Consider the following 13,827-nt stretch of genomic DNA (forward strand, 5'->3'; position numbering starts at 1 on the left):
GGGGGCGCGGCACAATAGCCGGGCATTCGTGGCAATGTGAGATTACGGTGCACGGCGAGGTAAATCGTCCGGTTATTGAAGCGGGAACTTTTTGCATAAGCCCCCACTCAATAGCAGGTTGCCCGAAAGCTGGGAAAACGTTGAGTTTATTGGCCCGTCGGGAGCATTGGACGCGTCAGAAAACCGGCGACAAGATTATTCGCGCAGCCGGCATTGCCCGTGCTGCGTTTTTCGTGTGTGCCAAATCAGTGCGCGCCGGAAACTTGCTTGGAGGGGGGAGAACTTTTGCGAAAAGTCCGAGTCTATGTTTGCAAGCCTGATCGTTTAGTTATGCAAGCCTCCTTCAAGTACAACGAGGAGTGTTCATGCTAACCCAGGAAGAGGATCAGCAGCTGGTCGAGCGCGTTCAACGCGGTGACAAGCGAGCATTTGATCTGCTAGTGCTGAAATATCAGCACAAAATTCTCGGGTTGATCGTGCGTTTTGTGCACGACACCCATGAAGCGCAGGACGTTGCACAGGAAGCCTTTATCAAGGCGTACCGTGCACTGGGCAATTTCCGCGGCGATAGTGCGTTTTATACGTGGCTATACCGCATCGCCATCAACACGGCGAAGAACTATCTGGTGTCTCGCGGACGCCGCCCGCCAGACAGTGATGTAAGTTCAGAAGATGCAGAATTTTACGACGGTGATCACGGCCTCAAAGATCTCGAGTCGCCGGAGCGTGCATTGCTGCGCGACGAGATCGAAGGAACCGTTCATCGCACAATTCAGCAACTGCCAGAAGATTTGCGTACGGCGTTAACTTTACGTGAATTCGATGGTCTGAGTTACGAAGACATTGCGAGCGTCATGCAGTGTCCGGTGGGGACTGTAAGGTCACGGATTTTCCGGGCCCGGGAAGCCATCGATAAAGCCTTGCAACCGTTGTTGCAGGAAAACTAAAGACAGCGGCGACAGCCAAGAGAGGAACCGCCATGAGTCGTGAAGCCCTGCAGGAATCGCTGTCCGCAGTGATGGATAACGAAGCGGATGAACTGGAACTTCGTCGAGTGCTCAACGCATTTGATGATGCCGAAACCCGTGATACCTGGTCTCGTTACCAAGTCGCTCGGGCGGTGATGCACAAGGATCTTCTAATCCCTCGTTTGGATATTGCTGCGGCCGTTTCTGCTGCGTTGGCTGATGAAGCCGTTCCGGCAAAAGCTGCTCGTGGTCCATGGCGTAGCCTGGGTCGTCTGGCAGTAGCTGCTTCGGTGACTGTTGCTGTGCTGGCTGGTGTTCGTCTGTACAACCAAGACGAAATCGCTGGTGCCGAGCTGGCCCAGCAGACTCAGCAACCGGTCATGGCCGGTCCGCAAGTTAAAGGCCCAGCCGTACTGGCCGGCTACAAGGAAAGCTCTGACACTACCGGCCCTATGGCCAGCGGTGTCCTTCAAGGGCAATCCGGCTGGCAGGATCAGCGTCTTCCAGGCTATCTGCGCCAACACGCGCAGGAATCGGCACTGAAAGGCACTGAAAGCGCTTTGCCATACGCTCGTGCAGCAAGCCTGGAAAACCGCTAAACCGATAAGGGGCCCTATGCGCGCCATACCGCTCCTTACGCTTTTGCTCAGTGGTTGTTTTGCACTATCCGCCCATGCCGATGAAGCCCAAGACTGGCTGACTCGACTTGGGCGTGCAGAGCAGCAGCAAAGCTTTGCAGGTACGTTCGTCTACGAGCGTAACGGCAGTTTTTCTACCCATGACATCTGGCACCGTGTCCAGGATGGTCAAGTCCGAGAGCGGCTGTTACGGCTCGATGGCTCGGCTCAGGAAGTCGTGCGCGTCGATGGTCGTACGCAATGCGTCAGTGGCACACTGGTCGCAGGTCTTGGTAATTCGCCTGATGCGCCTTCACGCGCACTCGATCCGCAAAAACTCACTCAATACTACGCGCTGTCCGTCATTGGCAAATCGCGCGTGGCCGGTCGTAATGCGGTGATCGTGTCGATCACTCCGCGCGATCAATATCGATACGGCTTCGAGTTGCACTTGGATCGTGAAACAGCGCTGCCGCTCAAATCTTTGTTGCTCAATGATCAGGGCCAGTTGTTGGAGCGTTTTCAGTTCACCCGATTGAGCACTTCGCCAGCACCCTCTGATCGCGACTTGCAGCCCAGTAGTGAATGCACGCCTGTAGCTGTTTCAAAGAGCAAAGCGCCTGAAGTACCGGCTACTCATGCGTGGCACCTGGATTGGTTGCCTCCTGGTTTCCAGCTCACCAGCAGCAGCGCGCGTAGAGACACCCAAACTAAATCCACCGTAGACAGCCTGATGTATAACGACGGGCTTGCGCGGTTTTCGGTGTTTCTCGAGTCAACCGACGGCGCGAGCGTGAGTGAAATCCGCACGCAGCTGGGCCCAACCGTTGCCGTGTCGCGCCGTTTGAACACAGTCGATGGCGAAGTAATGGTGACGGTTGTCGGCGAAATTCCCATCGGCACTGCCGAGCGCATCGCGCTCTCGGTGCGCGGTGAAAAGACAGCTGCCAAGCCATGAGTCGTTAATCCTATGTTCATCCTGACCTTTCAATCTGCGCCTATGCCTGCTTGGGTGCTGAGAACATGAAATTTCTGGATCAGTATTTTCACTTGCAAAATATCTCCATGTTTTTTATAGGTCAGGGCTTAGCGGCCCTGACCTTGTTTTGTTCGCGGAACAAAGATGTCGGTCGCAGTTTTCGGCGTTTCTTGAACCCTGTCGCTCAACCCTGCTCGTCGTAACGGGAGCTGTATGTCGATACCACGTTTGAAGTCTTACCTATCCATAGTCGCCACGGTATTGGTGTTGGGTCAGGCCGTATCCGCGCAAGCGGCCGAGCTGCCTGACTTCACCCAACTGGTGGAGCAGGCCTCGCCTGCCGTGGTGAATATCAGTACCACGCAAAAACTGCCGGATCGCAAAGTCTCTAACCAGCAGATGCCCGACCTGGAAGGCTTGCCGCCGATGCTGCGCGAGTTCTTCGAGCGCGGTATGCCCCAGCAGCGTTCCCCTCGTGGCGGCGGTGGGCAGCGTGAGGCTCAGTCCCTGGGCTCGGGCTTCATCATTTCTCCCGATGGCTACATCCTCACCAACAACCACGTGATTGCCGACGCTGATGAGATCCTCGTGCGCCTGGCTGATCGCAGTGAGCTGAAAGCCAAGCTGGTCGGCACTGACCCGCGTTCCGACGTGGCCTTGCTGAAAATCGAAGGCAAAGATCTGCCCGTGCTGAAGCTGGGTAAATCCCAGGACCTCAAAGCCGGGCAGTGGGTCGTCGCGATCGGTTCACCGTTCGGCTTTGACCATACCGTCACCCAAGGCATCGTCAGCGCCATTGGCCGCAGCCTGCCGAACGAAAACTACGTGCCGTTCATCCAGACCGACGTGCCGATCAACCCAGGTAACTCCGGTGGCCCGTTGTTCAACTTGGCGGGCGAAGTGGTCGGGATCAACTCCCAGATCTATACCCGTTCCGGCGGGTTTATGGGGGTGTCCTTCGCTATTCCAATCGACGTGGCCATGGATGTATCCAATCAACTGAAAAGCGGTGGCAAGGTCAGCCGTGGCTGGTTGGGTGTAGTGATTCAGGAAGTGAACAAAGACCTGGCCGAGTCCTTCGGTCTTGATAAGCCGGCCGGTGCCCTGGTCGCGCAGATCCAGGACGACGGCCCGGCTGCCAAAGGTGGCCTTCAAGTAGGCGACGTGATCCTGAGCATGAATGGTCAGCCGATCGTCATGTCTGCCGACCTGCCGCATTTGGTCGGTGCGCTCAAGGCCGGTAGCAAAGCCAAGCTGGAAGTGATTCGTGAAGGCAAGCGCCAGACCGTTGAGCTGACCGTAGGCGCGATTCCGGAAGAGGGTGCCACACTGGATGCCCTGGGCAATACCAAGCCGGGTGCCGAGCGCAGCAGCAATCGTCTGGGCATCGCCGTGGCCGAGCTGACTGATGAACAGAAGAAGAGTTTCGACCTTAAAAGCGGCGTAGTGATCAAGGAAGTGCAGGACGGCCCTGCCTCTCTGATCGGCCTGCAGCCAGGTGATGTGATCACCCACCTGAACAATCAGGCCATCGACACCACTAAGCAGTTCACCGACATCGCCAAGGCGCTGCCGAAGAACCGTTCCGTATCGATGCGCGTGTTGCGTCAAGGGCGTGCAAGCTTCATCACCTTCAAGCTGGCCGAGTAATCCGCTAGAACAATAAAAAGCCCCGCGAAAGCGGGGCTTTTTTGTGGGTGATGGATTTAGTTCATCATCCCTTTTACCAAGCGCTCCTGTTCGATCAACTCGCGCTGGCGTGCGTCGATACGCGAGGACAGCGGGAAGTTGTTGCCAGCGCGGCGCTTGGCGAAGTCCAGTTGCTGAATGGCCTGCTGGTAGTCGCCCACCAGTGCAAAGTACTCGGCGCGAGCTTGATGCAGGCCGATGATGTTACCGGACAGTCCGCGTGTCTCGGCGACCTGATACCAGACATCCGGATCATCCGGACGGGATTTTAGCAATGCATCCAAAGCCTTCTCCGCATCAGCGGTGCGATTCTGCTTGAGCAGCAGGTCTACCCGTACCTGATTCAGCGGATAATTGCCGGGGTATTGGGTGAGCATGCGGCCAGTGCGTTGCTGTGCATCAGGCAAGCGGTTGTTGGTGATGTCCAGCTCGATCTGCGCCAAGTTGTAAGTGATGTCGTTGGGCGCCTTGGCCAGCAGCGGCGCCAGGGTTTCTCGCGCTTCCTTGAGTTGAGTGCCCTTGATCTGGGCGATGGCCAAGCCATAGCGCGCCACATCGTTTTTCGGGTTCTCGTCCAACTGCGCCTGGAAGCGTTTGGCCGCGAGGCCCGGGGTGTCTTCGTATTGCAACTGCACCCGTGCGCGAATCAACTGGTAGCGCAGGCTGTCTTCCTTGCCGCCGGGTTTGGCTTGCTCGGCGCGGTTGCGAGTATCGGCGATCCGTGACTCGGTAACCGGGTGAGTCAACAGAAATTCCGGCGGCTTGGCGTCAAAACGGTATTGGCGCATCAGGCGTTCGAACATGGTCGGCATGGAGCGCGGGTCGTAACCGGCTTTTTCCAAGTTAAGGATGCCGATGCGGTCAGCCTCTTGTTCGTTCTGGCGGGAGAACCGGCGTTGCTCCTGGATTGCCGCCGCCTGGCTGCCGGCAATCGCGGCAATACCTGCATCACCTGCACCCGCTGCAGCCGCAATAATGCCGCCGAGCAAAGCAGCCATCATTGGTATCTGCATGCGCGACTGCGCCTCCACGCCCCGGGCAAAGTGGCGCTGCGACAAGTGCGCCAACTCGTGGGCGAGTACCGAGGCATATTCGCCTTCGGTCTGGGCATTGAGGAACAGGCCGCCATTGACCCCGACAATCCCGCCAGGGGCGGCAAAGGCGTTGAGCTGCGGGCTGTTGATCAGGATGAACTCCAGGCGCCGGTCATTGACCTGGCTGGTCTCCACCAGCTTGTACACGCTGGTTTCGACGTAATCTTTAAGCTGCGGGTCATTGAGCTGCGAGACCTGGCCGCGCAAGTAGGCCAGCCATGCACGGCCCAGTTGGTATTCCTGTTGTGGCGAGACAATCGCAGAACTGGCGTCGCCGAGTGACGGCAGGTCGTCAGCGAAGGCCGGAGAGGCCAGCAGGCAAGCCAGCGTCAGCAGGGTGGGGCGCAAAAAAGTCATGCACAGAGCCTTTCGACAAAGAGATTACTGTAGCCGGACACTGAGCCTCGGACCAGATATTCTAAGCACCCTAAACACTTGTCCGGAGTAATACCATGACCGACGCCGTAGCCTTTGATGCCGAACTCGATGCCAGCGGCCTCAATTGCCCGTTGCCGTTGCTCAAGGCCAAGCTGGAGCTCAATCGATTGGCCAGTGGTGCAGTGCTCAAGGTGATCGCCACGGACGCAGGCTCCCAGCGCGATTTCCGCACGTTTGCCAAGTTGGCCGGGCACACCCTATTGCACGAAGAAGACGCCGCTGGTGTATACCGTTATTGGTTGCGCAAGGCCTGAACCGGTTGCCCCCACCACCCGAGGTTGATTGATGTTCAAAGTGTTACGAGACTGGATTCAGCGCTACTTCTCTGATGAAGAAGCCGTGGTGCTGGCGGTCCTGCTGTTCCTGGCCTTCACCGCCGTACTCACCTTAGGTGGCATGTTGGCACCGGTGCTGGCGGGGATGGTGCTGGCGTACCTGATGCAAGGCCTGGTCACTACCCTGGAGCGTTTGCGCTTGCCGGGCGCCGTGGCGGTGGGCTTGGTGTTTGCTTTGTTCATGGGGCTGCTGGTGGTGTTTATAGTGGTGGTGTTGCCATTGCTGTGGCACCAACTGATCACGCTGTTCAATGAGCTGCCCGGCATGCTCGCCAAGTGGCAATCGCTGTTGCTGTTGTTGCCCGAACGCTACCCGCATCTCGTGTCGGACGAGCAGGTACTGCAGGCCATCGAAGTGGCGCGCGGCGAGATCGGAAAATTCGGGCAGTGGGCGTTGACCTTTTCCCTGTCCAGCCTGCCGCTGCTGGTCAATATCATGATCTACCTGGTGTTGGTGCCGATCCTGGTGTTCTTCTTTCTCAAGGACCGCGCAATGATCGGCCGCTGGGTAAGCGGTTACCTGCCGCGTGAACGGGCGCTGATCACTCGTGTGGCTGAGGAGATGAACCGGCAGATCGCCAATTACATCCGTGGCAAGGTCATTGAGATCGTTATCTGCGGGGGTGTTACCTACATCGCGTTTGTGGCGCTGGGGCTGAACTACGCGGCACTGCTGGCGTTGCTGGTGGGCGTGTCGGTGGTAGTGCCGTATGTCGGCGCGGTGGTGGTGACGGTGCCGGTGATGTTGATCGCGTTGTTCCAGTGGGGTTGGAGTGATCAGTTCATCTACCTGATGGCGGTGTACGGCATTATCCAGACGTTGGATGGCAACGTGCTGGTGCCCCTGTTGTTCTCGGAGGCTGTCAACCTGCACCCGGTGGCGATCATCTGCGCCGTGCTGTTGTTTGGTGGGTTGTGGGGGTTTTGGGGCGTGTTCTTTGCGATTCCCCTGGCGACACTGTTCAAGGCCGTACTGGATGCATGGCCGCGACAAGAACCGGTGGTTGCGCCTTTGTTGTAGCGATTGGGGCGAGCACCCGGTGTTCGCCCCAAAGCTTCAAGCCTTGTTCAACGCCTGCGCCGCCGCCAAAACGGCGTCCACATGCCCCGGCACTTTCACACCGCGCCATTCCTGACGCAGCACCCCATCCTTGTCGATCAAAAAGGTGCTGCGATCAACGCCCAAGTATTCCTTGCCGTACAGCTTCTTCAACTTGATCACATCAAACAGCTGGCAAACCGCTTCGTCCTTGTCACTGATCAGTTCAAAGGGAAACGCCTGCTTGCCCTTGAAGTTTTCGTGAGACTTCACGCTGTCGCGCGACACGCCAAACACTTCGGTGTTGGCCGCCTTGAACGCTGCGTACTGGTCACGAAACCCCTGGCCTTCGGTGGTGCAGCCCGGCGTGCTGTCCTTCGGGTAGAAGTAAATCACCACTTGCTTGCCCTTGAGGGCGGCGAGGCTGAACGTCTGGCCGCTGGTGGCCTGGGCTTCGAAATCGGCCACGGGTTTGTCGATGGCTACCGGCATGGATAGATACTTCCTTACATTGGGTTCTGTGGGCGCCATGGCTCGATCAAAGCGTCGAGGTTCAAGGCATCGGCGAAATCCAGGAACTGGTCACGCAGCCAGCTGATCTGCACGCCGGCTGGCAAGGTCACGGTGAACGTGGCGTTGAGCATGGTGCCGCCGGTTTGTGGCGCCTGGTAAGTGTCGCAGGTCAGGTTTTCCAGTTCGACGTTATGGTCGATAAAGAACTGGCACAGCTCGTTAACGATGTCCGAACGGTAGGCCGAGCTGACATACGCCACATAAGGCAGGGCCTGTGGGCGGTTTTCCAGTGCGGCGCTGCGAACCACATTGACCGTGAAGTCGTGCTTCTTGGCCAAGCCAGGCAGGCCCGTCTCCAGGCGCGCCAGGGCGTCCCAGGTACCGGAAATCTGCAGCACCAGCGCACTGCACTCGCCGTGGCGGGTGAGGCGGGAAGTCACGACGGCGCAGCGGTTTTCATGGCTGGCGCGGCACAGGACGTTGGTCAGCTCCATGGGGTTGGCGCCGAGGGCACTGATAACAAGGAATTGTTCGCGAACTGTGGGGGTGGACATGCAGCCTTCCTAAAACGATGAGCGGTCGACACGGTGAGGGCTGTATCGATCAAAGGATGAAGGGTAGCGAAAACCGTCGCGAAGGGATAGGAGGTGGCGTTTTCATTGCGTGATCGGTCGGATTTCAACGTGCTTCACGCCACGCTTTGGTCCAATGATGGCATTGCCCGTCGTTTAGTTGGTCCAGAACGCATCCTCAGGCGGTACTTCGCTTGTACAAGCATCTTGGCGCCAGTACCATTACGGCTCTCTTTTTCCGGCAGGAGCGGTTGCATGATTGCGGGCAGTATGGTGGCACTGGTCACACCCATGGATGCACAAGGTCATCTCGACTGGGACAGCCTCGGCAAACTGGTGGACTTCCACCTGCAAGAAGGCACCAACGCCATAGTGGCGGTCGGCACCACGGGTGAATCGGCCACGCTTGATGTGGAAGAACACATCCAGGTGATCGAGTTCGTGGTCAAGCGCGTCGCGGGCCGTATCGCCGTGATCGCCGGTACGGGCGCCAACTCGACGCGTGAAGCGATCGAGCTGACCAAAAACGCCAAGCACGCCGGTGCCGATGCCTGCCTGCTGGTGACCCCGTACTACAACAAGCCGACTCAGGAAGGCCTGTACCAGCACTTTCGCACCATTGCCGAAGCCGTTGATATCCCGCAGATTCTCTACAACGTGCCCGGCCGCACCGCCTGCGACATGAAGGCCGAGACCGTGATCCGCCTGTCCACCGTACCGAACATCATCGGTATCAAGGAAGCCACCGGCGACCTGCAGCGCGCCAAGGACATCCTGGCCGGCGTGAGCAGCGACTTCCTGGTGTATTCCGGTGACGACGCCACGGCGGTCGAACTGATCCTGCTGGGTGGCAAAGGCAACATCTCGGTGACCGCCAACGTCGCCCCGCGCGCCATGAGCGAGCTGTGCGCCGCCGCCATCGCTGGTGACGCCGTGACCGCCCGCGCGATCCACGAGAAACTGATGCCGCTCAACAAGACACTGTTTATTGAATCCAACCCTATTCCCGTGAAATGGGCGCTATTTGAGATGGGCCTGATGCCGGACGGTATCCGTCTGCCGCTCACCCGGCTCAGCGAAGCCTGTCACGAACCGCTGCGACAGGCCCTGCGCCAGTCCGGCGTCCTGGTTTAATTGAGGAAGCACTACGCATGAAGCGATTGGCCGGACTTTCCGCACTTGCCTTGATTATCTCCAGCACCAGTGGCTGCGGTTGGATTTGGGGCCCGGATGGTTACTTCCGTGACCGCGGTAGCGATTACCTGGAAGCACAAGCAACCAAACCGATGCAACTGCCGCCGGACGTCAACGTCGCCAAGCGCCTTGACCCGTTGCTGCCAATTCCGCGCAACGTTGCCGACGACACCACCAAGGGTGAGTACGTGGTGCCACGCCCACAGCCGATCTCGGCCGTGGCGGACGCCAGCGATTACAGCCTGCAGAAGAGCGGTGACAACCGCTGGATCATCGCCCAGCGCCCACCTGCCGAAGTCTGGCCGGTGGCGGTGCAGTTCTTCCAGGACAACGGTTTTCGCATTGACCAGCAACGCCCGCAGACCGGTGAGTTCACCACTGCATGGCAGCACAGCAGCGAACTGTCCGCTAACATGGCCCAGCGCCTGCAGGCCAGTGGCGTAGCCGCTGACAATGAAGCCCGTGTGCGTGTGCGCATCGAGCCAGGCGTGCAGCGCAATACCAGTGAAGTCTACGTGGTCAGCGCCGAGCGTCCGGCCGGCAGCACCGCAAACGTCGATTTCACCCCGCGTTCGGTCAACATGGGCGTTGACGCTGCGCTGGTCGACGAGATGCTGGCCAGCATGAGCCGTATCTCCGAGAAGGGCGGTTCGGTTTCCCTGCTCGCCGCACGTGATTACGACACCCCTAACCGCGTCAGCCTCACCGAAGACGGCAGCGGCAACGTGGTGCTGAACCTCGGTGAAGACCTCGACCGTGCCTGGGCCAGTGTTGGCCGCGCGTTGGAGCAGGGTCCTTGGCGTGTCGAAGACATCAACCGCAGCCTGGGCCTGTACTACATCAACGTGGCTGAAAAGGCCGAGAAGAAAGACGACGAGCCAGGTTTCTTCAGCAAATTGTTCGGCAGCAAGCCGACCAAGGAAGAGATCGAAACCCGTGCCGAGCGTTATCAGGTTCGTTTGAGCAAGGTTGGCGAGAGTGTGCAAGTCACCGTCGAGAAAAACATCAACACCGTTGCGCCCGCTGAAACAGCGCGCAAAGTGTTGGGCGTGATTCAGGACAACCTGGGCTGATCCGATGCGTTTTGCCGTTCTCGGCAGCGGTAGCCAAGGGAACGGCACGCTGGTCGCCCACGACGACACGTACGTGCTGGTGGATTGTGGTTTCTCGTTAAAGGAAACCGAGCGGCGCCTGCTGCGCCTGGGGGTTCACCCTACGCAGTTGAGCGCGATTCTGGTGACCCACGAACATGCCGACCACGTGCATGGCGTGGGTTTGCTGTCTCGGCGCTACAATCTTCCGGTGTACCTGAGTCGTGGCACTCTGCGCGGGATGCGCAAACCCATAGAACCCGCAGGTTTCCTGGCCGGTGGCGAGCAGTTGCAGATTGGTGCGTTGAGCATTGATGTGATTGCCGTGGCGCACGACGCCCAGGAGCCGACGCAGTACGTATTCAGTGACGGTGAGCGACGTTTGGGCGTGCTCACCGACCTGGGTTCCTACTGTTCCAAGGTGCTGGACGGTTACCGCGACCTCGATGCATTGATGATCGAGTCCAACCATTGTCGCGACCTGCTGGCGCGCGGTCACTACCCGTACTTTCTCAAGCAGCGGGTGGGCGGCGAGCTGGGACATTTGAACAACCATCAGGCGGCGTACCTGGTGTATGAGTTGGGCTGGCAAGACTTGCAACACTTGGTTCTGGCCCACCTGAGCAGCAAGAACAACCTGCCGCAGCTGGCCCGGCAATGTTTTGTCGACACCCTCGGGTGCGATCCGGACTGGCTGCAATTGGCCGATCAAGATTCAGGGCTCGACTGGCGACACATCGCCTAGCCCACCATTTAGCAAGCGGAGCCCATCATGGAAAAACGTGAAGAACTCTACCGCGGCAAAGCCAAGTCGTTATACAAAACCGACGACGCCAACCGCCTGATCCTGCTGTTTCGCAACGACACCTCGGCGTTCGACGGCAAGCGCATCGAACAGCTTGATCGCAAAGGCATGGTGAACAACAAGTTCAACGCCTTCATCATGCAGAAACTCGAAGCGGCCGGCATTCCGACCCAATTCGACAAGCTGCTGGGCGACAACGAGTGCCTGGTGAAGAAGCTCGACATGATCCCGGTCGAATGCGTCGTGCGTAACTACGCCGCCGGCAGCCTGGTCAAGCGCCTGGGCGTGGAAGAGGGCCTCAAGCTCAACCCTTACACGTTCGAACTGTTCCTGAAGGACGACGCCAAGGGCGACCCGTTCATCAACGAATCCCACGTGGTGGCGTTCGGCTGGGGCACCGCTGAGCAACTGGCGCGCATGAAGGCGTTGTCCCTCAAGGTCAACGACGTGCTGACCAAGCTGTTCGACGACGCCGGCTTGCTGCTGGTCGACTTCAAACTGGAATTCGGCGTGTTCCACGACGGCTCCATCGTCCTGGGCGACGAATTCAGCCCGGACGGCTGCCGTCTGTGGGACAAAGACACCAAGAAGAAGATGGACAAAGACCGCTTCCGCCAGGGCCTCGGTGACGTCATCGAAGCCTACGAAGAAGTCGCCAATCGTCTCGGCGTACCGCTGTAATCGACGCAAGCATCTGATAGCACGGAAAAAAATCGCTTTTGGGGTTTGCTTCCGCGAAACACACTGTTATGATGCGCGCCGTTGGAGAGATGCCAGAGTGGCCGAATGGGACGGATTCGAAATCCGTTGTACCTTCACCGGTACCTAGGGTTCGAATCCCTATCTCTCCGCCATTATTGAAAGTCCTTATAAATCAATAGGTTATGAGGATTTTGGCAAAGCGAATTTGTACCAGCGCTTTGTACCAAAAATAGCCCTGATCTTCGGATTAGGGCTTTTTTTTGCTTGATTTTTGATCTGACGAATCTAGTATGAGGCCTTGATCAAATCCCGCGAGGTATCGATTTCGTTTGTTTTAATAAGCGTCAGTCGCCCCATGCCCACTCCAACGGAGTAACCTTTTAGGTTGCACGCGCTCAACGCCCTAACTTTGTAGGAGCATTCGTGAAACTCAATCAGCTATCTTTACGGGATTACCGCTGTTTTGATGCGCTCGAAATCGATTTTCATCCGGAACTTACTGTTTTGGTTGCGAGCAATGGTGCAGGTAAAACGTCGATTCTCGATGCTATCGCAGTAGCGTTTGGGCCATACGTTGGAGCCTTCGATGAGGCTGTTGGCAAGCACTTTGAGCCTAGTGACATTCGTCAGGTCCGAGCGCGAACCACGCTTACTCATGAGATGGAGTATTCCGCCAAGGGAGTAAGACTTGAAGCGAGAGGTGTGATCCCTGGTAGCGTCGCAGAGCAACTAGATGATTTACCATCAATATGGCGCCGGAGCCTCACTGGCCCGACTAAAACCAAGACGTCGGTCAAGGACGCAAAGGAGTTGAGAGATTGCGGCAAGCGTATGCAGGAAGCTGTTCGTACTCCTGGCAGCGATGTAGTCTTGCCTCTGCTCGCTTATTATGGCACTGGACGATTGTGGCAACAGAAAAACCAGAAAAAGCAGTCTTGGTCCAATAAAATTGTCCGGACGTCTCGCACTGTCGGGTATACCGACTGCTTAGACCCTGCATCCAAGTACAAAGCGTTCGTGGAGTGGTTTCGGTACTGGAACTTTAATGCCAAAGAGCTGCGTATCAAGGCCTTGGAGCTGAGAGAAACGGCTGTCGTAAGCGAATTTGACGGGTATATAGAATCAGTCAGTGCTGCCGTCAATGCATGCCTCGAACCCGCCGGTTGGAAGAATATCGAGTACTCGTTCTCGCGGGATGCTCTGGTTGCCCATCACGATGATTTCGGTGAGCTTCCTGTTGAGTTATTGAGTGATGGTATTCGCAATATGATTGGCATGGTTGCGGATATCGGATTTCGAGCAACTAAGCTCAATGGCCAACTAGGGGCCCACGCCGCGAAGTCTACGCCAGGAATCGTGCTCATTGATGAGGTGGATATGCATCTTCACCCTCGATGGCAGCAGACGATTCTTTCGCAGCTTAGAAATGCATTTCCCAGACTTCAATTCATCGTGACCACTCACAGCCCACAGGTATTGACGACTGTACCTTCGGAGTCTATTCGCATTCTTCGGGGTAACAAGGTTTATTCGGCTCCGCCCGGTACGGAGGGTTCGGAGCCGGAGCGAATGCTGAAGCAGGTGTTGGGGCTGGAAGAGGTGCGTCCGCCTGGTAATCCTGCTACACAAGAATTAAAAGAGTACCTAGCGTTAGTTGATCGAGACCAATGGAGCAGTGAGCGTGCAAAAACGCTTCGCGAGCGTTTGGATCGGCGCTATCAAGGGCAGGAACCTGCTTTGTTGGATGCTGACTTGCAAATTGACAATCGCAAATGGGAGTTGGGCGATTGA

At 57.5% G+C, this 13,827-nt stretch carries 14 protein-coding genes and 1 tRNA gene; 12 read left to right on the forward strand and 3 right to left on the reverse strand.

Going from position 1 to position 13,827, the window contains the following annotated elements:
• Positions 1–365: 365 nt before the first annotated feature.
• The 4 genes from rpoE to E0F99_RS07385 all read left to right on the forward strand — a co-directional run bounded on the left by rpoE (position 366) and on the right by E0F99_RS07385 (position 4,214).
• A complete protein-coding gene (gene rpoE, locus E0F99_RS07370) occupies positions 366–947 on the forward strand; it encodes an RNA polymerase sigma factor RpoE/AlgU (RefSeq protein ID WP_003172477.1) in 582 nt (193 codons plus the stop codon).
• Positions 948–979: 32 nt separating this feature from the next.
• A complete protein-coding gene (locus E0F99_RS07375) occupies positions 980–1,567 on the forward strand; it encodes a sigma-E factor negative regulatory protein (protein ID WP_083359652.1) in 588 nt (195 codons plus the stop codon).
• 16 nt (positions 1,568–1,583) lie between these two features.
• A complete protein-coding gene (locus E0F99_RS07380) occupies positions 1,584–2,543 on the forward strand; it encodes a MucB/RseB C-terminal domain-containing protein (RefSeq protein ID WP_083359651.1) in 960 nt (319 codons plus the stop codon).
• Between the two features lie 234 nt (positions 2,544–2,777).
• Positions 2,778–4,214 (forward strand): DegQ family serine endoprotease, encoded by a 1,437-nt coding sequence (locus E0F99_RS07385; protein WP_083359650.1) that lies wholly within the window; start codon positions 2,778–2,780, stop codon positions 4,212–4,214.
• 56 nt (positions 4,215–4,270) lie between these two features.
• Here the strand turns inward: E0F99_RS07385 and E0F99_RS07390 are convergent, their stop codons facing one another.
• Complete coding sequence (locus tag E0F99_RS07390; protein WP_083359649.1) at positions 4,271–5,704, reverse strand: M48 family metalloprotease; 1,434 nt, start codon at positions 5,702–5,704, stop codon at positions 4,271–4,273.
• A gap of 95 nt (positions 5,705–5,799) precedes the next feature.
• On the opposite strand from E0F99_RS07390, the gene E0F99_RS07395 reads away from it, so the two are divergent.
• Both E0F99_RS07395 and E0F99_RS07400 read left to right on the forward strand, forming a co-directional pair.
• A complete protein-coding gene (locus E0F99_RS07395; protein WP_010212198.1) occupies positions 5,800–6,039 on the forward strand; it encodes a sulfurtransferase TusA family protein in 240 nt (79 codons plus the stop codon).
• A 31-nt stretch (positions 6,040–6,070) separates the two neighbouring features.
• Complete coding sequence (locus E0F99_RS07400) at positions 6,071–7,141, forward strand: AI-2E family transporter (RefSeq protein WP_083359648.1); 1,071 nt, start codon at positions 6,071–6,073, stop codon at positions 7,139–7,141.
• Positions 7,142–7,177: 36 nt separating this feature from the next.
• On the opposite strand, the gene E0F99_RS07405 is transcribed toward E0F99_RS07400, so the two are convergent.
• Entirely contained in the window at positions 7,178–7,651 is a 474-nt protein-coding gene (locus tag E0F99_RS07405; RefSeq protein ID WP_083359647.1) for a peroxiredoxin, read from the reverse strand.
• Between the two features lie 14 nt (positions 7,652–7,665).
• Entirely contained in the window at positions 7,666–8,226 is a 561-nt protein-coding gene (locus E0F99_RS07410) for a glycine cleavage system transcriptional repressor (RefSeq protein ID WP_003172487.1), read from the reverse strand.
• Positions 8,227–8,499: 273 nt separating this feature from the next.
• On the opposite strand from E0F99_RS07410, the gene dapA reads away from it, so the two are divergent.
• From dapA to E0F99_RS07440, 6 genes are all read left to right on the forward strand, one after another.
• A complete protein-coding gene (gene dapA, locus E0F99_RS07415; protein ID WP_083359646.1) occupies positions 8,500–9,378 on the forward strand; it encodes a 4-hydroxy-tetrahydrodipicolinate synthase in 879 nt (292 codons plus the stop codon).
• 17 nt (positions 9,379–9,395) lie between these two features.
• A complete protein-coding gene (gene bamC / locus E0F99_RS07420) occupies positions 9,396–10,511 on the forward strand; it encodes an outer membrane protein assembly factor BamC (protein WP_083359645.1) in 1,116 nt (371 codons plus the stop codon).
• 4 nt (positions 10,512–10,515) lie between these two features.
• On the forward strand, positions 10,516–11,274 hold the full coding sequence (locus E0F99_RS07425) for an MBL fold metallo-hydrolase (RefSeq protein WP_083359644.1): 759 nt from the start codon (positions 10,516–10,518) through the stop codon (positions 11,272–11,274).
• Positions 11,275–11,301: 27 nt separating this feature from the next.
• On the forward strand, positions 11,302–12,015 hold the full coding sequence (gene purC / locus E0F99_RS07430) for a phosphoribosylaminoimidazolesuccinocarboxamide synthase (RefSeq protein WP_130908737.1): 714 nt from the start codon (positions 11,302–11,304) through the stop codon (positions 12,013–12,015).
• Between the two features lie 83 nt (positions 12,016–12,098).
• Positions 12,099–12,188 (forward strand) — tRNA-Ser (locus E0F99_RS07435).
• 271 nt (positions 12,189–12,459) lie between these two features.
• Complete coding sequence (locus tag E0F99_RS07440; protein ID WP_048398789.1) at positions 12,460–13,827, forward strand: AAA family ATPase; 1,368 nt, start codon at positions 12,460–12,462, stop codon at positions 13,825–13,827.

Source organism: Pseudomonas antarctica, assembly GCF_900624995.1.
In the GTDB taxonomy this organism is placed as follows: Bacteria; Pseudomonadota; Gammaproteobacteria; order Pseudomonadales; family Pseudomonadaceae; genus Aquipseudomonas; species Aquipseudomonas antarctica.

Bases quoted from the DNA above. Each gene is read 5' to 3' on its own strand.
- E0F99_RS07405 (WP_083359647.1), bottom strand. From the start codon at position 7,651: ATGCCGGTAGCCATCGACAAACCCGTGGCCGATTTCGAAGCCCAGGCC.
- E0F99_RS07380 (WP_083359651.1), top strand. From the start codon at position 1,584: ATGCGCGCCATACCGCTCCTTACGCTTTTGCTCAGTGGTTGTTTTGCA.
- E0F99_RS07400 (WP_083359648.1), top strand. From the start codon at position 6,071: ATGTTCAAAGTGTTACGAGACTGGATTCAGCGCTACTTCTCTGATGAA.
- dapA (WP_083359646.1), top strand. From the start codon at position 8,500: ATGATTGCGGGCAGTATGGTGGCACTGGTCACACCCATGGATGCACAA.
- bamC (WP_083359645.1), top strand. From the start codon at position 9,396: ATGAAGCGATTGGCCGGACTTTCCGCACTTGCCTTGATTATCTCCAGC.
- purC (WP_130908737.1), top strand. From the start codon at position 11,302: ATGGAAAAACGTGAAGAACTCTACCGCGGCAAAGCCAAGTCGTTATAC.
- E0F99_RS07390 (WP_083359649.1), bottom strand. From the start codon at position 5,704: ATGACTTTTTTGCGCCCCACCCTGCTGACGCTGGCTTGCCTGCTGGCC.
- E0F99_RS07395 (WP_010212198.1), top strand. From the start codon at position 5,800: ATGACCGACGCCGTAGCCTTTGATGCCGAACTCGATGCCAGCGGCCTC.
- E0F99_RS07375 (WP_083359652.1), top strand. From the start codon at position 980: ATGAGTCGTGAAGCCCTGCAGGAATCGCTGTCCGCAGTGATGGATAAC.
- rpoE (WP_003172477.1), top strand. From the start codon at position 366: ATGCTAACCCAGGAAGAGGATCAGCAGCTGGTCGAGCGCGTTCAACGC.
- E0F99_RS07410 (WP_003172487.1), bottom strand. From the start codon at position 8,226: ATGTCCACCCCCACAGTTCGCGAACAATTCCTTGTTATCAGTGCCCTC.
- E0F99_RS07425 (WP_083359644.1), top strand. From the start codon at position 10,516: ATGCGTTTTGCCGTTCTCGGCAGCGGTAGCCAAGGGAACGGCACGCTG.
- E0F99_RS07385 (WP_083359650.1), top strand. From the start codon at position 2,778: ATGTCGATACCACGTTTGAAGTCTTACCTATCCATAGTCGCCACGGTA.